The sequence below is a fragment of the Acidocella sp. genome, from assembly GCF_036489515.1.
Lineage (GTDB): Bacteria > Pseudomonadota > Alphaproteobacteria > Acetobacterales > Acetobacteraceae > Acidocella.
The window spans coordinates 1-20,856 of record NZ_DASXFO010000017.1 but is presented as its reverse complement, the minus strand read 5'-3'; the positions used below and the strand labels follow the sequence as shown (position 1 = coordinate 20,856).

The window sequence follows — 20,856 nt, the reverse complement described above, 5'->3', positions numbered from 1 at the left end:
TTCATTGGTTCCGTGCCGATCTCGCCGCATAGCGGCCCCAGCGGCCTCGCGCTTTCGCCCCCGGCCGGTTTAAGCTATTGGGGGGTCACAAAGTCGAACCGCGGCCCCGTGACAATTGCCCGGACGCTTTCGCAGGGAGTGCCAATGGCGGTTGCCAAGAATGACCCAAGCGCTGATGCCAAAGAAACGGGTACTCCGGTAGCCGATTTCAGCAAGGACCAGGAGCTTTTCGCCTACCGCACCATGCTGACCATCCGCCGCTTCGAGGAGAAGGCCGGGCAGATGTACGGCATGGGGCTGATTGGCGGCTTCTGCCATCTCTATATCGGCCAGGAGGCCGTGGTGGTCGGCATGCAGCAGGCAATCGACCGCGGTGACGAGGTGATCACCTCCTATCGCGATCATGGCCACATGCTGGCCTGCGAGATGGACCCGAAGGGTGTGATGGCCGAACTGACCGGACGTTCGGGTGGCTACTCGAAGGGCAAGGGCGGCTCGATGCACATGTTCAGCAAGGAGAAGGGGTTCTTCGGTGGGCACGGCATCGTCGGTGCGCAGGTCAGCCTCGGCAACGGGCTTGCCTTCTCCAACTGGTACCGCGGCAACGACCGCGTCAGCCTGACCTATTTCGGCGAGGGCGCCTCCAACCAGGGCCAGGTCTATGAGAGCTTCAACCTGGCGGCGCTGCTGAAGTTGCCTGTGGTCTTCATCATCGAGAACAACCGCTACGGCATGGGCACCAGCATCGAGCGCGCTTCCGCCTCGCGCGACCCTTCGGCCAACGGGGCGCCCTGGGGCATTCCGGGCCTCTCGGTCGACGGCATGGATGTCGAGGCGGTGAAGGCCGCCGGGCTGCAGGCGGTGGCGCATTGCCGTGCCGGCAAGGGGCCGTTCCTGCTGGAGATGAAGACCTACCGCTATCGCGGCCATTCCATGTCCGACCCGGCGAAGTACCGTACCCGCGACGAGGTGCAGCGGATGCGCGCGGAGCATGACTGCCTGGATTCTGCCAAGAAGCGGCTCGAAGAGCTGGGCGTGCTGGAGGCTGAGCTGAAGGCGATGGATGACGGCATCAAGGCGCGCGTGCAGGAGGCGGCGGATTTCGCGCAGACCTCGCCGGAGCCCGACGAAGCCGAACTTTGGACCGATATTCTCGTGGAGACGCACTAACATGGCGACGGAAGTTCTCATGCCGGCCCTCTCGCCGACGATGACCGAGGGCAAGCTGGCGAAATGGCTGAAGCACCCGGGCGACGAGGTGAAGTCCGGCGACGTGATCGCCGAGATCGAGACCGACAAGGCGACCATGGAAGTGGAAGCTGTCGATGAGGGCAAGCTGCTCAAAATCCTCGTCGATGAGGGCACCGAGGGCGTGGCGGTGAACACGGTGATTGCGGTGCTGGGCGTCGAGGGCGAGAGCGTCGCAGCCGCGCCGAAAGCGGAAGCCAAGCCGGTCCCGGCGCCGCAGGCTTCGACGCCGGCGCAGCCCAAGCATGCCCCCACGACCCCGCAGGAACTCAAAGAGCCGGAATGGGGCGAGACCAAGCCGACCACCGTGCGCGAGGCGCTGCGCGAGGCGATGATCCTGGAGATGCGCGCCGACAAGGACGTGTTTCTGCTGGGCGAGGAAGTCGCGCAGTATCAGGGCGCGTATAAGATCAGCCAGGGCATGCTGGACGAGTTCGGTGATCGCCGCGTCATCGACACGCCGATCACCGAACACGGGTTCGCCGGCATGGCCGTGGGTGCGGCGATGAACGGGCTGAAGCCGATCGTCGAGTTCATGACCTTCAACTTCGCCATGCAGGGCATCGACCAGATCATCAACTCCGCCGCCAAGACGCTGTATATGTCCGGCGGCCAGATGGGCTGCCCGATCGTGTTCCGCGGCCCGAACGGCGCTGCCGCCCGCGTCGGCGCGCAGCACAGCCAGTGCTACGCGTCCTGGTATGCGCATTGCCCGGGCCTGAAAGTGGTCGCCCCCTGGTCGGCCGCCGATGCCAAGGGCCTGCTGCGCGCCGCGATCCGCGATCCGAACCCGGTGGTGTTCCTGGAGAACGAGATCCTCTACGGCCATACTTTCGACTGCCCGACCTCCGATGATTTCATCCTGCCGCTGGGCAAGGCGAAGATCGAACGCGCCGGCACGGATGTGACGATCATCGCCTTCTCGATCATGGTCGATGTGGCACTGAAGGCCGCGGACGCGCTGGCCGAGCAGGGGATCTCCGCCGAGGTGATCAATCTGCGCACCATCCGCCCGCTCGATGTCGAGACCATCGTGGCTAGCGTGAAGAAGACCAGCCGCGTGGTCAGCGTCGAGGAAGGCTGGCCGTTCGCCGGCATCGGCTCGGAAATCGCCATGACCGTGGTGGAGCACTGCTTCGACTGGCTGGACGCCCCGCCGGTCCGTGTCGCCGGGCTCGACGTGCCGATGCCCTACGCGGCCAATCTGGAAAAACTGGCGCTCCCGCAGCCCAACTGGGTCGTGGACGCCGTCAAGAAACTCTTTTGAGGGAGGCTTAGCATGTCGACCAACATCCTGATGCCGGCCCTGTCACCGACCATGACCGAGGGCAAGCTCGCCCGGTGGCTGAAGAAAGAGGGCGACGAGGTCAAATCCGGCGACGTGATCGCCGAAATCGAAACCGACAAGGCGACGATGGAAGTCGAAGCCGTCGATGAAGGGTTTCTGGCGAAAATCGTCGTGCCGGATGAGACCGAAGGCGTGGCGGTGAATGCCGTGATCGGCATTCTGACCGAAACCAAGGGCGGCGCCGTCGACGCGCCGAAGCCGGCAGCACCGGCAACAGCACCTGCTCCTGTTTCTGCTCCGGCCCAGCCAGAGGCGAAATCCGCGCCGGCGCCTCAGGCCGCGAAACCCGCCGAGAGCCAAAGCGAGCGCATCTTCGTCTCGCCTCTGGCCAAGCGCATGGCCAAGCAGGCCGGGATCGATCTGTCGACCATCAAGGGCTCCGGCCCGAATGGCCGTATCGTGAAGGCTGACCTGGACAAGGCCGGCACCGCGCCGGCTCAGGCACCGGTGGCAGCACCTGCCACAGCGCCGAAACCGGCCGCACCTGCGCCGGTGATCACGGCGCCGCACAAGAAGATCCCGAACTCGACCATGCGCAAGGTCATCGCCAAGCGCCTGCTCGAATCCAAGCAGACCGTGCCGCATTTCTATGTGACGACGAACATCGAGATCGACGCGCTGCTGAAGCTGCGCGCCGATCTGAACGCAAAGTCGCCGAAGGAAGGCGCTGGCGCGTTCAAGCTCTCGGTCAACGACATGGTGATCAAGGCCTGCGCTGTGGCGCTGCGCCGTCACCCGATGGTCAACTCCACCTACACGGAGGAAGCCATCATCCAGTATGACGATGTCGATATTTCCATCGCCGTCGCCATTCCGGACGGGCTGATCACGCCGATCATCCGCAAGGCCGACCAGCAGGGTTTAGCTGCAATTAGCAATGCCATGAAGGACCTTGGTGCGCGGGCGAAAGGGGGAAAACTCAAGCCCGAGGAATTCCAGGGCGGCGGCTTCTCGATCTCCAATCTCGGCATGTTCGGCGTTTCCGAGTTCTCCGCCATCATCAACCCGCCGCAATCGGCCATCCTGGCCGTGGGCGCGGGTGAGAAGCGTGCGGTGGTGAAGGGGGACAATATCGTCGTCGCGACGGTGATGACCGTGACCCTGTCCTGCGACCATCGCGTCGTCGATGGCGCGCTGGGCGCGGAATTCCTTGCCACGCTGAAATCCATCATCGAAGAGCCGCTGAGCCTGATGCTGTGAGAGTGAGGGCGGCCAGGCCGGAAGATGTGCCGACTATTCTCGGTTTCATCCATCTCCTGGCCGCTTTCGAGAAGGAACCAGACGCGGTGGAAACCACCGCCGAACGGCTGAATGAGGCGCTGTTCGGGGCGAAGCCCGAGGCCGAGGCGCTGATCGTGGAGTGCGACGGCGCCCCGCAGGCTTTCGCCATCTGGTACCAGACGTTCAGCACCTGGACCGGGCGGCCCGGCCTGTATGTCGAGGATGTGTTCGTCCAGCCGGACTATCGCCAGCGCGGCGTCGGGCGGGCGATGTTCAAGCATCTGGCGGCGCTGGCCACGGCGCGCGGTTATGCCCGCATGGAGTGGTCGGTGCTGGATTGGAACGAGAAGGCGATCAAATTCTACCGTAGCCTGGGCGCGGCCCCGCAATCGGAATGGCACAAATATCGTTTGAGCGGCGCGGCCTTGGCGGCCTTTGCCGCGACAACAAATTTTGAGGAGCAGAGAGATGGCTGAGGAGCAAAAATTTGACCTGATCGTGGTCGGCGGCGGCCCCGGCGGCTATGTCGCGGCGATCCGCGCCGCGCAGCTGAAACTGAAGGTGGCCGTGGTCGAGGCCAAGCATCTCGGCGGCATCTGCCTCAACTGGGGCTGCATCCCGACCAAGGCGCTGCTGCGCTCCTCCGAGATCAATCATCTGCTGCATAATCTGGGCGAATTCGGCTTCTCGGCCGATAACGTGACGTTCGACCTGGAAAAAATCGTCAAGCGCTCGCGCACGGTCTCCAAGCAGCTCTCCTCCGGCGTCACGCACCTGCTGAAGAAGAACAAGGTCTCCGTGTTCGACGGCTATGGCAAGCTGGCCGGTCAGGGCAAGCTCGAGGTGACCAAGGACGGCAAGCCGGTGGCCACGCTGACGGCGAAAAACATCATCCTCGCCACCGGCGCGCGGCCGCGGCAGATCCCCGGCATCGAGGTCGATGGCAAGCTGATCTGGAGCTATTTCGAGGCCATGGTGCCGGAGAAAATGCCGAAATCCATGCTGGTGATCGGCTCCGGCGCGATCGGCGTGGAATTCGCGAGCTTCTACCGCAATCTCGGCGTGGAAGTGACCATCGTGGAAATGCTGGACCGCATCCTGCCGGTCGAGGACGCGGAGATTTCCGCGCTCGCGCGCAAGGCCTTCGAGAAGCAAGGCATGAAGATCTTTACCTCTGCGACGGTGAAGGGCGCGGAGAAGGGCGCTGATAACGTCACTGTGACGGTCGAGGCCGATGGCAAGACACAGAAGATCACGGTGGATCGCGTGATCTCCGCGGTCGGCATTGTCGGCAATGTGGAGAATCTCGGCATCGAGGGCACCAAGGTGAAGGTCGACCGCACGCATATCGTCGTGGATGGCTTCGGCCAGACCGGCGAGCCGGGCGTGTATGCGATCGGCGACGTCGCCGGCCCGCCCTGGCTCGCGCATAAGGCCAGCCACGAGGGTGTGATCTGCGTCGAGAACATTGCCGGGTTGCACCCGCATCCGCTCGATACCGGCAACATTCCGGGCTGCACCTATGCGCGGCCGCAGGTGGCGTCGGTCGGCATGACGGAAGCCAAGGCCAAGGAGGCCGGGCGCGAGATTCGGGTCGGCCGTTTCCCCTTCATCGGCAACGGCAAGGCCATCGCCATGGGTGAGCCGGAAGGCCTGATCAAGACGATTTTCGACGCCAAGACCGGCGAAATGCTGGGCGCGCATATGATCGGCGCGGAGGTGACCGAGATGATCCAGGGCTATGTCGTGGCGCGCACGCTGGAGAGCACCGAGGCGGAATTGATGCACACCGTGTTCCCCCACCCCACGGTCAGCGAAGCCATGCATGAATCCGTGCTTGACGCCTATGGGCAGGTTATACATTTCTAGCCAGATCGGGGGCCGGTGCGGGGCCAAGCCCCCGGCTGGTGATGAAGCATGACAACACGCATCGAGATCGACCACCGGGTCCGGCATCCGGAAAAGCAAGGGCGGCCTGACAATCCGATCAGCCGCAAGCCGTCCTGGATTCGGGTGAAGGCGCCGACCCACCCGATCTACCACGAGACCCGCGCGCTGATGCGGGACAAGAAGCTGGTGACCGTGTGCGAGGAGGCGGCCTGCCCGAATATCGGGGAATGCTGGTCGCAGCGCCACGCCACGATGATGATCATGGGCGAGATCTGCACCCGCGCCTGCGCCTTCTGCAATGTGAGCACCGGCATGCCGGCGGCGCTGGACGCCACCGAGCCGCAACGTGTGGCCGAGGCCGTGGCCACGCTCGGCCTGCGCCATGTGGTGATCACCTCCGTCGACCGCGACGATGTGGCGGATGGCGGTGCGGCGCATTTTGCTTCCGTGATTTTAGCTATTCGGGCCGCAGCACCCGGCACCACGATCGAGATCCTGACCCCGGATTTCCTGCGCAAGCCGGGGGCGATCGAGGTCGTGGCCGCGGCCCGGCCGGACGTGTTCAATCATAACCTCGAGACGGTGCCGCGGCTGTACCCGACCATCCGTCCCGGGGCCCGCTATTACCAATCCCTACGGCTGCTGGACCGGGTGAAGCAGGTCGACCCGACGATCTTCACCAAATCCGGACTGATGGTTGGATTGGGCGAGGCGAAGCCGGAGATCGGCCAGGTGATGGACGATCTGCGCATCGCCGATGTCGATTTCCTCACCATCGGCCAGTATCTGCAGCCGACGGTCAAGCACGCGGCGGTGGACCGCTACGTCACGCCGGAAGAGTTCGAGGATTACGCCGCAGTGGCCCGCGCCAAGGGCTTCCTGCAGGTTTCCGCGACGCCGCTGACCCGCAGCTCCTACCATGCCGATGCCGATTTCGCCGCGCTGCGGGCCGCGCGGGAGAGGCAGCTGGGATTGCAGCCGGCGTGACCACCTACGCGGAGAAAAAGATCGTCCGGTATTCGCCGGCGCAGCTTTTCGCGCTGGTGGCCGACGTGGCGAAATATCCGAGCTTTTTGCCCTGGTGCGCCGCGGCGCGCATCCGCAGCCATGTCGGCAACGATCTGGTCGCCGACCTGACGATCGGTTTCGGCCCGTTCCGGGAAAGCTTCACCTCCCGGGTGAAGCTGATCCCACCCGATGCGACCGGGGCCTGCGCGATCAAGGTGGAGTACGAGAACGGCCCGTTCAAATACCTGCATAACCGCTGGACCTTCACACCCCATCCTGACGGGTGCCTGGTGGACTTTTTCGTTGATTTCGAGTTCCGCAATTTCGTGCTGCAGAAGGCGATCGGCGCGGTGTTCGGCGAGGCGGTGCGGGTGATGGTGAACGCCTTCCTCAAACGCGCCCGGACCGTTTACGGCCCGCCGGCGGTTGAGACCGTGTCGGTCGAGAGCAAGGCCACCGTTTAGAGAAAGAAAGTAGCCGCTTTTTGAAAAAAGCGGCGCAAAAACTTTTTGTTCCGCTGGGCCATGGGCGTGGCGGGGACAACGCCGGACGCCCCCTGACAATGGACAATTAACGTCGTATCCTGCAACTCTAACATTAGGTGCAGTTTCGATGTTCAAAACCAGTTCAAGAACCCGCTTTGCCTGGACCACGCTGGCCCTTCTCGGACTCGCGGGTTGCTCCGAGGGGATGGAAGAGCGCCGGCCGGTTCCCGTCAATATCTCGCAATTCAAGCCCGGCGAAAACCGTATAAATGTGGTCTCTGTCGTGGGTGCGCCGCAAGGGTCGCTCTCGGACCAGGGCGATACATGTGACGTGTATAAACTCTACACAACCGGGCTTGGTGGCTTCGGTAAAGGCGTCGTCACGGGCGCGGAAGCCCTGACGGACGTTGGCACGCTCGGGCTTGCGGAACTGATCTGGACGCCCGTTCAAGCCGGCACGCAACCCGTCCCGCATACGGTTATTTTTTGTTACGACAAAAACGACAAGCTGGCGTCGATCACGAACAAAGTTCAAAGTTAGAGAATTGCAACCATGGGCGTTGTCGGTGACAACCCCCATGGCCCAGAGGAGCAAAAATTTTTGCGCCGCTTTTTTAAAAGCGGCTACTTTCTTTCATCTAACCCGCTGCCTTCTTCTTCGTCCGCACCGGCTTCGCGGCCAGCAGCGGTGCCAGAAAGCGGCCCGTATGGCTCTCAGGCGTGGCGGCGATATCTTCCGGCGTGCCGAGTGCGATGATCCGTCCGCCGCCATCGCCGCCTTCGGGGCCGAGATCGATCACGTGGTCGGCGGTCTTGATGACCTCCAGATTGTGCTCGATGACGATGATCGTGTTGCCGGCATCGACCAGCGCGTGCAGCACTTCCAGCAGCTTGCGGATATCCTCGAAATGCAGCCCGGTGGTCGGCTCGTCGAGAATATAGAGCGTGCGCCCGGTCGGCCGCTTCGCCAGTTCCTTGGCGAGTTTGATGCGCTGCGCCTCGCCGCCGGACAGGGTCGTCGCCTGCTGGCCGAGCTTGATATAGCCCAGCCCGACGCGCGAGAGAATCGAGAGCCGGTCATGGATTTTAGGCACTGCCTTGAAGAAGCCCATGGCCTCGTCCACGCTCATGTCCAGCACGTCGGCGATGGATTTGTCGCGGAATTTCACTTCCAGCGTTTCGCGGTTGTAGCGTTTGCCCTTGCAGGTGTCGCAGGTGACGAACACGTCCGGCAAGAAATGCATTTCGATTTTCAGCACGCCGTCGCCTTGGCACGCCTCGCAGCGTCCGCCCTTCACGTTGAAGGAAAAACGCCCCGGCTTGTAGCCGCGGGTGCGCGCTTCCGGCATTTCCGCGAACCAGTCGCGGATCGGCGCGAACAGGTCGGTATAGGTCGCGGGGTTGGAGCGGGGCGTACGGCCGATCGGCGACTGGTCGATGTCGATGATCTTGTCGAGCTGCTCGAGCCCTTCCAGCCGTTCGAACGGGGAGGGGACTTCGCCAGAGCCCATCAGCCGGCGTGACACCGCCTTATAAAGCGTGTCGACCACCAGCGTGGATTTGCCGCCGCCGGAGACGCCGGTGATGCAGGTGAACACGCCGAGCGGGAAGGCGGCCGTGACGTCCTTCAGATTATTGCCGCGCGCGCCGACGATTTTCACCGTGCGGCTGGGCTGCACCGGGCGGCGCGGGTTGGGCAGCGGGATCGCGCGCCGGCCGGAGAGATAATCTCCGGTGATGGATTTCGGGTTGGCCGCGACCTCCGCCGGCGTGCCCTGCGCCACCACGTAGCCGCCATTCATGCCGGCCGCTGGGCCCATGTCGATGAGGTGGTCGGCGGCGCGGATCGCGTCCTCGTCATGCTCCACCACCAGCACCGTGTTGCCCAGGCGCTTCAGCCGTTGCAGCGTGCCGAGCAGGCGTTCGTTGTCGCGCTGGTGCAGGCCGATGCTCGGCTCGTCGAGCACGTAGAGCACGCCGGTCAGGCCCGAGCCGATCTGGCTGGCGAGCCGGATGCGCTGGCTCTCGCCGCCCGAGAGCGTTGCCGAGCCGCGCGCCAAAGTGAGGTAATTCAGCCCGACATCGACCAGGAACTGCAACCGCTCATTGATCTCGCGTAAGATTCGCCGGGCGATTTCCAACCGTTGCGGCGTCAGCGTGTCGGCCACGCCGTTGAACCAGTCGCGCGCGCCGGAGATCGACATTTCCGCCACTTCGGCGAGATTTTTGGTCGCCACTTTTACCGCCAGCGCCTCGGGCTTCAGCCGCGCGCCGTGGCAGACGGCGCAGGGCCGTTCCGCCTGGTAGCGGGAGAGCTCTTCGCGCACCCAGGCGGAATCGGTCTCGCGCAGGCGGCGTTCGAGGTTTTTGACGACGCCTTCGAAAGCTTTCGTGACCGTATAGGCGCGCGCCGAATCCTTGTAGGTGAAATCGACCTCGGTGCGGCCGGTGCCGAACAGAATGCCGTCCCGCGCCTCTTCCGGCAGCTTCTCCCAGGGCGTGGTCATCTTGATGCTGAAATGCTTGGCGAGGCTGGCCAGCGTCTGGTCGTAATAGGGCGATTGCGCGTTCACCCAGGGCATCACCGCGCCCTCGTTCAGCGCCCGCTGCTCGTCCGGCACCACCAGATGCGGGTCGAAGAACGTCTCATGCCCGAGCCCGTCGCAGGCCGGGCAGGCGCCGTGCGGCGAGTTGAAGCTGAACAGACGCGGCTCGATCTCCTCGATGGTGAAGCCGCTCACCGGGCAGGCGAAACGCGAGGAGAAGACCGTGCGTGTCGCCTCATCGGCGGTTTCGGCATAGACGATGCCGTCGGAAAGCCCCAAGGCGGTTTCAATGGAATCCGCCAGGCGCTTCTCGATGCCGGGCTTCACCACGATGCGGTCCACCACCGCCTCGATCTCGTGCTTCAGCTTCTTGTTCAGGGCCGGCACCTGGTCGATCTCGTAGAGCTTGCCGTCCACCTTGGCGCGGGTGAAGCCGCGGCGCTGCAGTTCGGCCAGCTCTTTTTTATACTCGCCCTTGCGGTCGCGGATCACCGGGGCCAGCAGCAGCAGCCGCGTGCCCTCTTTCATGTCCATCACCCGGTCGACCATTTGCGCCACGCTCTGCGCCTCGATCGGCAGGCCGGTGGCGGGCGAATAGGGCACCCCGGCGCGGGCCCAGAGCAGGCGCATATAGTCGTGGATTTCCGTGACGGTGCCGACGGTGGAGCGCGGGTTGCGCGAGGTGGTCTTCTGCTCGATGGAAATCGCCGGGGAGAGCCCCTCGATGCTGTCCACATCCGGCTTGCCCATCAGCTCCAGGAACTGCCGGGCATAGGCCGACAGACTCTCGACATAGCGGCGCTGGCCCTCGGCATAGATCGTGTCGAAGGCGAGCGAGGATTTGCCCGAGCCCGACAGGCCGGTGATCACGGTCAGCTCCTCGCGCGGGATCGCGATGTCGATGTTCTTCAGGTTGTGCTCGCGCGCACCCCGCACCGTGATGAACCCGGCGCCTGTTGTCTTCGCCATGTCTCTTCCAGATGTTCGTGTAATGTTCTGTAGAATATGGGGAGCGCCGGAAGAATGCAAATGCGGTGAGCAAGTAAAAAGAAGTCTTCTTTTTGTGAACAAAAAGAAGCAAAAAAACTTTGCTATGCTGGGCCATGGGCGTTGTCCCGACAACGCCCATGGCCCAGCATAGCCAAAAATTTTTGCGCCGCTTTTTTTAAAAAGCGGCCACTTTCTTTCGTTAAGTGGTTTCCGCCCCTCTTTGGCGGTCGGCCTCCAGCAGATCGGCCAGCTCCGCCGCCGCCTGTTCGGTGGTCTGGATCATCCGTCGTTCATCGTCTGCATAAGCGTGGGTTTCCTGGAGCAATTTTTCGTCATGGGCGCGAAATAGCGCGACCGTTCGCTTGGCCACCGCCGTGCCGATGCCGAGCCGGTCCAATGTCAGTTCCGACAGGCGCAGCGCGGAAAAATAGGTTTCGCGGACGATTTCGGTGATGCCGAGATCCATCAGCCGGTGCGCATGGTTGCGGTCATGCGCGCGGGCGATGATGGCCAGATGGGGAAATTCCCGCCGCACCATGGCGGCGAGCGTGAGGATGGTTTCGGCATCGTCGAGGGCGATGACCAGGATTTTCGCGCGTTCCGCCCCGGCGGAACGCAGCAGGTCCAGCCGGGTCGGGTCGCCGAAATAGATCTTCGGGCCGAAGCGGCGGACCGTGTCGATCCGCCGCGCATCGGCGTCCAGGGCGGTATAGGCGATGCGCTGCAGGCTCAGCACGCGGCCGATGATCTGCCCCATGCGGCCAAAGCCGCAGATGATAACTGGGGTGTCGCTGGGCTCGATCCGGTCGGCCGGCCGGGTCTCGCGTTTGGGCTGCAGACGCGGGATGAGCAGCCGCTCGGACCCGGCGAACAGGATCGGCGTCGCGATCATCGACAGTGCGATGATCAGCGTCGCCAGCTCCGCGGCGGATTTTTGCAGCACGCCCGCCGCGGTCGCGGCGGCGAACAGCACGAAGCTGAACTCGCTGCCTTCGGGCAAGGCGGCGGCGAAACGCAGCGCGCTGGCGAGGTTGCGCCGCTTGAACCAGCCGACCGCGAAGGCGATGGCGGTCTTGATTGCCATCAGTGCCACCAGTCCGGCGAGGATCTCACCGGGGTCACGCAATACCAGGCTGAGGTCGGCGGCCATGCCGACGGAGATGAAAAAGAAGCCGAGCAGCAGTCCCTCGAAGGGCTCGATATCCGTCTGGATCGCGTGGCGGTATTCGGAATCGGAGAGCATCACCCCGGCCATGAAGGCGCCGAGCGAAGTCGAGAGCCCGGCCCATGAAGCCAGCGCGGCGGTGCCGATCACCAGCAGCAGGGCGGTGGCAGTGAACACTTCCGGCGAGCGCAGCCGGCCGACCAGGCGGAAGATATGCGGCACGGCCAGGGTGCCGCCGACCAGTATCGCGGCGACGGCGACCAGCCCCCGCGCCACCGCCTTCCAGGGCACGTCCGCGGCAGTGGGCAGGTGGTTCGGCAGCGCGACCATGCCATGCCCGGCCAGCAGCGGCACCAGCGCGACCAGCGGGATGAACATGATGTCCTGGAACAGCAGCACGGCGAAACCGTCGCGCCCGGCGGTGGTGCTGAGCAGTTTCCGGTCGGCCAGCATCGGCAGCACGATGGCGGTGGAGGAGAGCGCCAGCCCGGCACCGAGCACGATGGCGCTGTTCCAGGCGATGCCGGACAGATGCGCCAGTAGCGCGAGGGCGATCGCGGTCGGTACGAGCTGGCCGAGACCAAGCGCCAGAATCGTGCCGCGCAGGATCCAGAGCCGATGCGGCCGCAGCTCCAACCCGATCAGGAACAGCAGCATCACCACGCCGAGTTCGGAGACCGCGGTGATCTGCCCGCTCTGCCGCACCAGCCCGAATCCGGCCGGCCCGATCGCCACGCCGGCGATCAGGTAGCCGAGAATGCTGCCCAGCCCGAGCAGCCGGGTCACCGGCACGGCGATCACACTGGCGCCGAGCAGCGCCACCAGGGTCTCCAGCATGTATTTGCTCCCAGGTACTAAGAGAAAGAAAGCAGCCGCTTTTTAAAAAAAGCGGCGCAAAAACTTTTGTTATGCTGGGCTATGGGCTTTGTCGGCGACAGTGCCCATGGCCCAGCATAGCAAAGTTTTTTTGCTTCTTTTTGTTCACAAAAAGAAGTCTTCCCCTTCACTTCGCTGAGCAAGGTCCATCGCTCAGTAGGACTGTCATTCTGCGCCCGGGGCGGATAGTATCGCCGGACGCGAGATTGTCGTGAGCAAGAGGAGGTCGGCATGGCTGGCAGTGTGAACAAGGTGGTACTTGTGGGAAATCTCGGACGGGATCCGGAGGTCCGCAATGCGCAGTCGGGCATTAAGATCGTCAACCTGGCGGTGGCCACCTCCGACACCTGGAACGACAAGGCCAGCGGCGAGCGCAAGGAGCTGACCGAGTGGCACCGCGTCGTCATCATGAACGAGCGGTTGGCGGATGTGGCGGAGAAATATCTGCGCAAGGGCTCGAAAGTGTATGTCGAGGGCAAGCTGCAGACCCGCAAATGGACCGACCAGTCCGGCCAGGAGAAGTACACGACCGAAATCCTGCTGGGCCGTTTCGGCGGCGAACTGGTGTTGCTGGACCGCCCGGCCGGCGGTGGCGCCGGCGCCGGTGCCTCGGACGATTACGCCGCGCCGCGTGCGGCGTCCGCCACGCCGGCCCGCGCCCCGGCGGCGCGCGCTGTCGGCGGTTGGGACACGCGCCCGGGCAACACCGAGATGGACGACGAGATCCCGTTCTAACTATCCCCAAAAGGCCGCCTCTTTGGCGGCCTTTTTCATTTTACGGCGGTGAGGTCGATGAGGGCGGAAACGGTTGCCGCCACCGTCACGGGGCCGGGCTGGTCCGATGGGGCCATCGCCGCCATCATGCGCCCGGGCATGGGCATGATGGGGCCGGCTTCGCCCACCGTCAGTGATTTGATCACGCCGGTTTTCTCGCCCAGAGCCCCGGCGATCAGCGCGGCCTGGGCGTGCAAGCGCCGGAGCGCTTGCTGGATGGCTACGTCCTGCGCATGCTGCCGCCCGTCCTGGGAGAGATCCGCGCTCAGTGTGCTCAGCTGCAGCCCCTGGCTTTGCAGGCGGCCGACCAGATCGGTGAAGGCGGCGGCGGGACGTCCGTCCTGGGCCGGGCCGGTGAGGTGCAGGATCTGGCTCGCGACATATTGCGTGACGCGGCCTTGCGCGTCGCTGCTGGTCGCCACGTCGTAGCCGCCGGTGGTCGCGGTGATGTCTTTCGTCTGGCGGGCAGCTTCCAGTGCGGAAGCCATCAGCCGGTTGACAGCAGCCTGAGCGGCGGCGGCCTGCGGCGTAGAAGCTTGCACTGTGAGATCTGCGATGGCCTCATCCGGCGGCAGTTCGATCGTGCCGGTGGCGGTCAGCCGGAGTTCGGTCTGCGCCTCGGCCCGGGTGGCGCCGAGGGCGAACAGGATGAAGGCGAGCAGCCAGCAAGACCGGGCGGTGACGGAAAACCGGGACATGTCTGCACCTCTTGCCGCAAGGGCGGCGTTGGTATTCTGGTCTTCTTGATATGACCACGAACCGCACGAGGTAAAGCGTCTCGATGACCACCGCGCTGGACCATCTGGCCGAGGAGGCCCGTGCCTGTACGCTGTGCGCGGCGTATCTGCCGCTCGGGCCCCGCCCGGTTTTTCGCGTCTCCGACACCGCGCGGCTGCTGATCATCGGCCAAGCGCCGGGCACCAAGGTGCATGCCTCAGGGCTCCCGTTCACCGACGCCTCAGGCGAGCGGCTGCGCGGCTGGATGGGAATCGGGCCAGAGCAATTCTACGACGCGACGCGGATTGCGATCTTGCCGATGGGGTTCTGCTATCCGGGGCGCTTCCCGAAAGGCGGGGACCTGCCGCCTCGGGGGGAATGCGCGCCCGCCTGGCATGAGAAATTTCTGCGCCTGATGCCGCAAATCGAGCTGATCCTGCTCGTCGGCTCCTACGCGCAGCACCGCTATCTCGGTCCCGGCAGCATGACCGATCATGTCCGCGCTTATACCGAGCACCAGCGCTTCATGGCCCTGCCGCACCCGTCCTGGCGCACGATCGGCTGGGAGACGAAGAATCCGTGGTTCGGCACGGAGATCTTGCCGCGCCTGCGCGACGTGGTCGCCGGTTTAAAGTAAGGAAGGCTACTTTTTGTGAACAAAAAGTAGCAAAAAAACTTTGCTATGCTGGGCCATGGGCGTTGTCGCTGACACAGCCCATGGCCCAGCATAAAAGAAGTTTTTGCGCCGCTTTTTTCAAAAAGCGGCTTCTTTCCTCTTACCTGAAACTAGCGAGGCTGCGCTTCGCGGTCCCGTCATGGGCGAAATTGTCGGGTGACAGCCAGGCTTCCATGGCGTCGCGCCGGCTTGGCCATTCGGCTTCGGTGATGCTGAACATCGCCGTGTCGCGCTCCCGGCCCTTGAACACCCTATGCGCCCGCAAAATCCCTTCTGCGGTGAAACCGAGGCGCTGCGCGGCGCGGATCGAGGGCGCGTTCAAGGAGTGGCATTTCCATACCAGGCGGCGATAGCCGAGCTCGTCGGCGGCGCGTTTGAGCAGCAGATACATCGCCTCGGTGGCGGCGCGGGTGCGCTGCAGGCGGGGTGAGAACCAGATATGGCCGAGCTCGATCGCCGCGTTCTCGGGCTCGATTTCCAGCAGTGACAGCCACCCCGAGGCGACGCCGGTCGCGATCGGGCGGATGGCCCAGAACATAGGGTCGTGCTTTGCGGCGTTCTGCGCGATCGACTGCGCCATGGCCTCGCGCGTGGCGAAGGGGCCGTAGTGCATATAGGCAAAACTGTCATCCGCGCCGCGCGCTGCCTCGAACAGCTCGCCGGCATGGCGCCGGTGCAGCGGTTCCAGTGCCGTGTACATGCCGGTGAGCGGCGTGCGGGCAGGCAAGGGGCGGGGCCAGGGATCAACCTCTGGTCCAAGCGGCGGTGAGGTCATCGGATCGTCTCCCTGGGATAAAATTTTAGGGGTCTGGGGCCTTTCGGCCCCAGCGGGGTCCAGGGGCAGAGCTCCTGGACTTACTACCCCCGCAGCCGCGCCAAGGTCGCCGTGGTGGAATGCCCTGGCAGCAACTCGGCCAGGGCGACGGTGCCACCCCAGCTTTCAACTTCCGCGGCGCCGACCACTGTCTCGCGTGTGTAATCCGCGCCTTTGATGAGCAGGTCGGGCTTGATCAGCTTGAGGAGGTCCAGCGGCGTGTCTTCCTCGAACAGGCAGACCAGATCGACGCTGGCGAGCGAGGCCAGGACGGCGGCGCGCGCCGCCTCGCCCTGGGCCGGGCGGGTCGGGCCTTTGAGGCGCGAGACCGAGGCGTCGGAATTGATGCCGACGATCAAGCGGTCGCACATCGCGCGGCACTGCTCGAGCAGGTGCACATGGCCGGGATGCAGCAGGTCGAAGCAGCCATTGGTGAAGCCGACCTTGTAGCCGCGCGCGCGCCAGCGTTCCGCCGCTTCGGCGGCGGCGGCGGCGGTGACGACCTTGCGCAGGGCGCCGGTGGCCGGGGTGATGGCGGCGAGCAGGTCGGCCGGGCGCGCCACCGCGGTGCCGACCTTGCCGACGACGATGCCGCCGGCGATGTTGGCCAGCCGCGCCGCCTCGAACAGAGGGACATCGACCGCGAGTGCGGCGGCCAGGGTGGCCACCACCGTGTCGCCGGCGCCGGAGACGTCGAACACGTCTTTCGCTTCGCCGGGGTAATGGCGGACTTCGTCGGCGGTGATCAGGCTCATGCCATCCTCGGCGCGGGTGACGAGCACGGCGCCGAACTCATGGCGGGCGAGCAGCACCTGGCCGGCGGCGACGATGGCGGCCTCGGTGTCAACCGAAAGGCCGGTGGCCTCGGCCAGTTCGCGCCGGTTCGGCGTCACCACATCTGCGCCGCGATAGCGGCTGTAGTCGCGGCCCTTGGGGTCGACGACGACGCGGCGGCCGAGCGATTTGGCGCCGGCAATGATCTGCGTGGCGACCGCGTCGCTCAGCACGCCTTTGCGATAGTCGGAGAGCAGGGTGATGGAGGTCGCCGCGACGGCGTCGAGCGCGATGCGGATGAGGCGCTCGGTGAGTTTTTCCGGGAGCGGAATGGTCTGCTCACGGTCGGCGCGGATCAGGTGCTGGCCTTGCGCGATATAACGGGTTTTGAGCGTGGTGGTGCGGCCGCCTTGCACCAGAAGCCAGGGTTCCACCCGCTCCTGGCCGCCGATCAGCGCGGTGAGATCGGAGCCGGCCTGGTCGTCGCCGACCACCGAAACGAACGCCGCCGAGGCGTCCAGGGCGATGAGGTTGCGCACGACATTGCCGGCGCCGCCCGGCATCGCCACTTCGCGCATCACGGTCAGGATGGGGACCGGTGCTTCCGGGCTCACGCGCTCCACCTCGCCATAGACGTAGCGGTCGAGCATTGCATCGCCCACGACCAGAACGCTGGCGCGGGTGAAGCGCTTTACATAAGCGCCCAGGTCAGTTGTCGTGTCAGCCATTGTCATGAGAAACCGCTAACCCCTGTGCGCCAATCTGGCAACGGCGTGGAAACCCAACTATCTTCGGGCCAATGACAGATTTACCGGCTTTCCTCGACTCGAACCGGCCCGACGTGCCGGACCTCGCTGTCCCCCGCGGCATTACGCCCTTCTTCATTCCCAGCCAGCCGGTGCGCGGCCGGCTGATCCGGCTTGGGCCGCTGGCCAATACGTTGCTGACGCGCCACGATCACAGCGAGCCGGTGCGCGCGCTGCTGGGCCAGGCGCTGGCGCTGGCCGCGGCGTTGGCGAGCGCGCTGAAATTCTCCGGCTCGTTCAGCCTGCAGGCCAAGGGCGATGGTCCGGTCTCGATGCTGATCGCCGACTGCACCGATGGCGGTGCGCTGCGCGGCTATGCGCGGGTCAACGAGGCGGCCCACATCCCGGACGACGCCACCGCGAAGCAGCTGTTAGGCGAAGGCTATCTGGCCTTTACCGTGGATCAGGGCATGAACCGCGAACCGCAGCAGGGCATCGTGGCGCTGGAGGGGGAAACCCTGGCGCAGATGGCCGAGACCTATTTCAAGACCTCCGAGCAGCTGCCCTGCAAGGTCTATCTCGCCGCCGGCGCCACGCCGCAGGGCTGGCGCGCCGCGGCGCTGGTGATCGAGCGTATCGCCGGGGCCGGCGGCGTCGCCCCGGAAATTTCCGAAGCCGAGCAGGAGGAGGCCTGGCGCACCGCCTGCATTCTCGCCGACACGGTCACGACCGACGAGCTGCTGGACGATGAGCTGACGCCGGAACGGTTGTTGTACCGGTTGTTCCACGGTGAGGGCGTCGCGGTGGATCGGCCGCGTGTCCTGGCTTATGGCTGCCGCTGTTCGCGTGCCCGTCTGGGCGGTATTCTGGAGGGGTTTTCGCCGGATGATCTCGATCACATGACGGTGGATGATCATATCGTTATGAATTGTGAATTCTGCAATTTCGCGTTCCGTTTTCCCCGCGACACCGTCACGGGTCGCCCTGGAGCTCTTTAACAATGAAGTTATGGCATTTTTCGTCCCTCGCCGTGCTCGCTCTCGCCGGGTGCAGCAGCCCGCCGCCGCCGCAGAATTTCCCGCCGCTCGACTACTCTTATCTGCCGCCGCTGGTGCTGAAGGTCGCGAACCTCTCGGTCGTGAATAACTATGTGCCGAGCGCCGAGACGGTGGCACTGCTGGCGCAGGATCCGGCGCCCCCGACCACGACGTTGCTGGCGATGCTGAACCATCGGGTGGTCGCCTCCGGCGCGCCGGGGACGGGCACGGTGACGGTCCAGAACGCGTCGGTACAGGAAATCGACGGCACGTTGACCGGGGCGATGACGGTGGATGTGAATGTCGCGAGCCCCGACGGGCTCAGCACCGGCTATGCGGAAGCCACCGTCTCCGCCTCGCGCAGCGCGCCGGACCCGGACGCGGCGCCGGGCGACATGGAGGCGGCGCTGTACGGTCTGACCAAGCAGTTGATGGATGACATGAATGTACAGCTGCAATACCAGATGCAGCATAATTTGAGCGGTTGGCTGTCCTGGTCGGGTGCAGCCGGGGCGGGGCCCGCCGGCTATCCCACGGGTGCCGCGGGGGGCGGAGCGATCCAGGCGACGCCGCTGACAGCGCCCGGTGGGGCGGCGACAGGTGCGGTGCCAGTGCCGGTGCCGGCACCGGCCGTCGGGGCCCCAGGGCCCGGGGATAATCTGGTGCCGCCGGGCTATCCTGGCGGGCAGCAACTGCATTAGCGGCCTGGCGATCCGCTCAGCTCAACCGAACCGCTGCGCGGTTCGGTTGAGCCATATCGCTCCCGCGCGGGGCAAAATGGTGGCGAGGTTACTTGACGTCGCCGTCCACGGGGGCTAGACCGCGCGCTTCATTGACTGTCTCTTTTTCGGCGGAACCTTATGGCCAATATCGCATCAGCGCAGAAGCGCATCCGACAGACCCTCAAGCGCACGATGCGCAACAAGGCGCGCAAGTCGCGCGTCCATGGTGCCATTCGTAAGGTCGAAGAAGCTGTGGCTTCCGGCAACAAGGAGGCGGCGCAGGCCGCGTTCCGCGCCGCACAACCGGAAATGCAGCGCGCGGTCGGCAAGGGCGTGTTGAAGGCTAACGCGGTTTCGCGGAAACTCTCCCGCCTGTCGGCACGGGTGAAGGCTGTCGCCGCCGCCTGAGGTCTTCACCGTCAGGTTGCGAAAACGCATTGATTTTTGACAGTTTCGAGCGGCGCGGCCTCATCCATGATGGGGGCGCGCCGTTTTTTATCGCCCCGTGACATAACGTTTTGTTAGCATCACGAGGTTTGTCGTGAGAAACTTCGTCGCTAATACTCTTTGAATTTACACGTTAATTCAAAGGGATCAGAGAGTTATTGGTCGCGGCGGAGCAATTGAGCTCTTGCCAGTCCAGGCTCTTCTAACTTAAAGTCGGTGGGCTTACTTGCGCCCGCGCGGCTGTCTCAATTCGGGAAATTTGAAGTGTATTTCAGGATTTTTCCCAAAGAGTCCGTCGTCGGGCATGTGTTTTTTTGGGGCTGGAGCGGAAATTGGGAATGAGCCTGGAGATCGGTTCCATGCGTGATGGCGGTGGTGTGATTTCCTCCTCGTCGGTCCGCCGGGATGACGCCGCCCTGAACGAACAATGGGCCCGTGTGCGCGCCCGGCTGCAGGCTGAGGTTGGAGAGGTTGAGTATCGCACGTGGCTGAAGCAGGTGGCTTTGGCCGGTGTCGACGGTGACGAAGTGACCGTGATCCTGCCCACGCGCTTTCTGCGCGACTGGGTGAACAAGGAATATGGGGAGCTGATCACCGCGTTCTGGCAGGCGGAAAACCCCGAAATCCGGCATGTGGACATCCGTACCCAGCCGAGCCGGGGAACTGCGCCGAACCTCGCCGAGCCGGAGCCGGCAGCGCCTGTGGCGAGCGCGCCCGCCGCCGTGGCGCCGCGTTCGGAGCTGGTAGCACCACTGGATCAGCGCTTCACTTTTGATACGTTCGTGGTCGGCAAACCGAACGAATTCGCCTATGCCTGCGCCCGCCGTGTCGCGGAATCGCCGGCGACGCAGGGTTTCAATCCGCTGTTCCTGTATGGCGGGGTCGGCCTCGGCAAGACCCATCTGATGCATGGCATCGCCTGGCACATCAGGCGCTTCGCGCCGCACCGGAAGGTGATCTACCTTTCGGCCGAAAAGTTCATGTACCAGTTCATCAAGGCGCTGCGCTTCAAGGACACCATGGCGTTCAAGGAGCAGTTCCGCTCGGTGGACGTGCTGATGATCGACGACGTGCAGTTCATCAGCGGCAAGGATTCGACGCAGGAGGAATTCTTCCACACCTTCAACGCACTCGTCGATCAGAACCGCCAGATCATCATCTCCGCCGACAAATCGCCGACCGACCTCGAAGGCATGGAGGAGCGCATGCGCTCCCGCCTCGGCTGGGGGCTGGTCGCCGACATCCACCCGACGACCTACGAGCTGCGCCTCGGCATCCTGCAGGCCAAGGCGGAGCAGAGCAAACAGTCGATCCCCTTGAAGGTGATGGAGTTCCTGGCCCACAAGATCACCTCGAACGTGCGCGAGCTCGA

The 20,856-nt window shown here is 64.4% G+C and carries 19 protein-coding genes; 14 read left to right on the top strand and 5 right to left on the bottom strand.

What is annotated here, in order from left to right; all coding sequences use genetic code 11:
• Positions 1-144 precede the first annotated feature (144 nt).
• From pdhA to VGG47_RS02505, 8 genes are all read left to right on the top strand, one after another.
• Positions 145-1,170, top strand: coding sequence for a pyruvate dehydrogenase (acetyl-transferring) E1 component subunit alpha (pdhA, locus tag VGG47_RS02540; protein WP_331535293.1), 1,026 nt, complete (start codon positions 145-147; stop codon positions 1,168-1,170).
• Position 1,171: 1 nt separating this feature from the next.
• Complete coding sequence (locus VGG47_RS02535; RefSeq protein ID WP_331535292.1) at positions 1,172-2,515, top strand: pyruvate dehydrogenase complex E1 component subunit beta; 1,344 nt, start codon at positions 1,172-1,174, stop codon at positions 2,513-2,515.
• A 12-nt stretch (positions 2,516-2,527) separates the two neighbouring features.
• Positions 2,528-3,796, top strand: coding sequence for a pyruvate dehydrogenase complex dihydrolipoamide acetyltransferase (locus VGG47_RS02530; protein WP_331535291.1), 1,269 nt, complete (start codon positions 2,528-2,530; stop codon positions 3,794-3,796).
• 26 nt (positions 3,797-3,822) lie between these two features.
• The gene (locus VGG47_RS02525) at positions 3,823-4,293 is read left to right on the top strand and encodes a GNAT family N-acetyltransferase (RefSeq protein WP_331535290.1); all 471 of its coding nucleotides are present in this window, start codon (positions 3,823-3,825) and stop codon (positions 4,291-4,293) included.
• Positions 4,286-5,686: a dihydrolipoyl dehydrogenase gene (gene lpdA / locus VGG47_RS02520; RefSeq protein ID WP_331535289.1), complete on the top strand. Its 1,401-nt coding sequence runs from the start codon at positions 4,286-4,288 to the stop codon at positions 5,684-5,686. Before VGG47_RS02525 ends, lpdA begins: the two co-directional genes overlap by 8 nt.
• 48 nt (positions 5,687-5,734) lie before the next feature.
• On the top strand, positions 5,735-6,694 hold the full coding sequence (gene lipA / locus VGG47_RS02515; protein ID WP_331535288.1) for a lipoyl synthase: 960 nt from the start codon (positions 5,735-5,737) through the stop codon (positions 6,692-6,694).
• Positions 6,691-7,179, top strand: a complete 489-nt coding sequence (locus VGG47_RS02510; protein WP_331535287.1) for a type II toxin-antitoxin system RatA family toxin — start codon at positions 6,691-6,693, stop codon at positions 7,177-7,179. The genes lipA and VGG47_RS02510 overlap by 4 nt, the downstream gene beginning before the upstream one ends.
• Before the next feature lie 148 nt (positions 7,180-7,327).
• Positions 7,328-7,741 (top strand): hypothetical protein, encoded by a 414-nt coding sequence (locus tag VGG47_RS02505; protein WP_331535286.1) that lies wholly within the window; start codon positions 7,328-7,330, stop codon positions 7,739-7,741.
• Positions 7,742-7,838: 97 nt separating this feature from the next.
• Here VGG47_RS02505 and uvrA read toward each other — a convergent pair whose 3' ends face one another.
• Together uvrA and VGG47_RS02495 are read right to left on the bottom strand one after the other, a co-directional pair.
• Entirely contained in the window at positions 7,839-10,715 is a 2,877-nt protein-coding gene (gene uvrA, locus VGG47_RS02500; RefSeq protein ID WP_331535285.1) for an excinuclease ABC subunit UvrA, read from the bottom strand.
• Positions 10,716-10,935: 220 nt separating this feature from the next.
• On the bottom strand, positions 10,936-12,738 hold the full coding sequence (locus VGG47_RS02495) for a monovalent cation:proton antiporter-2 (CPA2) family protein (RefSeq protein WP_331535284.1): 1,803 nt from the start codon (positions 12,736-12,738) through the stop codon (positions 10,936-10,938).
• A 270-nt stretch (positions 12,739-13,008) separates the two neighbouring features.
• On the opposite strand from VGG47_RS02495, the gene ssb reads away from it, so the two are divergent.
• On the top strand, positions 13,009-13,512 hold the full coding sequence (gene ssb, locus VGG47_RS02490; protein ID WP_331535283.1) for a single-stranded DNA-binding protein: 504 nt from the start codon (positions 13,009-13,011) through the stop codon (positions 13,510-13,512).
• Between the two features lie 35 nt (positions 13,513-13,547).
• Here ssb and VGG47_RS02485 read toward each other — a convergent pair whose 3' ends face one another.
• Positions 13,548-14,249: an SIMPL domain-containing protein gene (locus VGG47_RS02485; RefSeq protein WP_331535282.1), complete on the bottom strand. Its 702-nt coding sequence runs from the start codon at positions 14,247-14,249 to the stop codon at positions 13,548-13,550.
• 83 nt (positions 14,250-14,332) lie between these two features.
• Between VGG47_RS02485 and VGG47_RS02480 the strand changes: the two genes are divergently transcribed.
• A complete protein-coding gene (locus tag VGG47_RS02480; protein ID WP_331535281.1) occupies positions 14,333-14,905 on the top strand; it encodes a uracil-DNA glycosylase family protein in 573 nt (190 codons plus the stop codon).
• Between the two features lie 139 nt (positions 14,906-15,044).
• Here VGG47_RS02480 and VGG47_RS02475 read toward each other — a convergent pair whose 3' ends face one another.
• Together VGG47_RS02475 and rfaE1 are read right to left on the bottom strand one after the other, a co-directional pair.
• Complete coding sequence (locus tag VGG47_RS02475; protein ID WP_331535280.1) at positions 15,045-15,719, bottom strand: GNAT family N-acetyltransferase; 675 nt, start codon at positions 15,717-15,719, stop codon at positions 15,045-15,047.
• Between the two features lie 83 nt (positions 15,720-15,802).
• The gene (gene rfaE1, locus VGG47_RS02470; protein ID WP_331535295.1) at positions 15,803-17,260 is read right to left on the bottom strand and encodes a D-glycero-beta-D-manno-heptose-7-phosphate kinase; all 1,458 of its coding nucleotides are present in this window, start codon (positions 17,258-17,260) and stop codon (positions 15,803-15,805) included.
• A 71-nt stretch (positions 17,261-17,331) separates the two neighbouring features.
• On the opposite strand from rfaE1, the gene VGG47_RS02465 reads away from it, so the two are divergent.
• From VGG47_RS02465 to dnaA, 4 genes are all read left to right on the top strand, one after another.
• Positions 17,332-18,276 carry an Hsp33 family molecular chaperone HslO gene (locus VGG47_RS02465; protein WP_331535279.1) on the top strand — a complete coding sequence of 315 codons (945 nt, stop codon included), beginning with the start codon at positions 17,332-17,334 and terminating at the stop codon, positions 18,274-18,276.
• A gap of 2 nt (positions 18,277-18,278) precedes the next feature.
• Complete coding sequence (locus VGG47_RS02460; RefSeq protein WP_331535278.1) at positions 18,279-19,016, top strand: hypothetical protein; 738 nt, start codon at positions 18,279-18,281, stop codon at positions 19,014-19,016.
• A 159-nt stretch (positions 19,017-19,175) separates the two neighbouring features.
• On the top strand, positions 19,176-19,445 hold the full coding sequence (gene rpsT, locus VGG47_RS02455) for a 30S ribosomal protein S20 (RefSeq protein ID WP_331535277.1): 270 nt from the start codon (positions 19,176-19,178) through the stop codon (positions 19,443-19,445).
• Between the two features lie 377 nt (positions 19,446-19,822).
• On the top strand, positions 19,823-20,856 hold a 1,034-nt coding region (gene dnaA / locus VGG47_RS02450), incomplete at its 3' end, for a chromosomal replication initiator protein DnaA (RefSeq protein ID WP_413788643.1).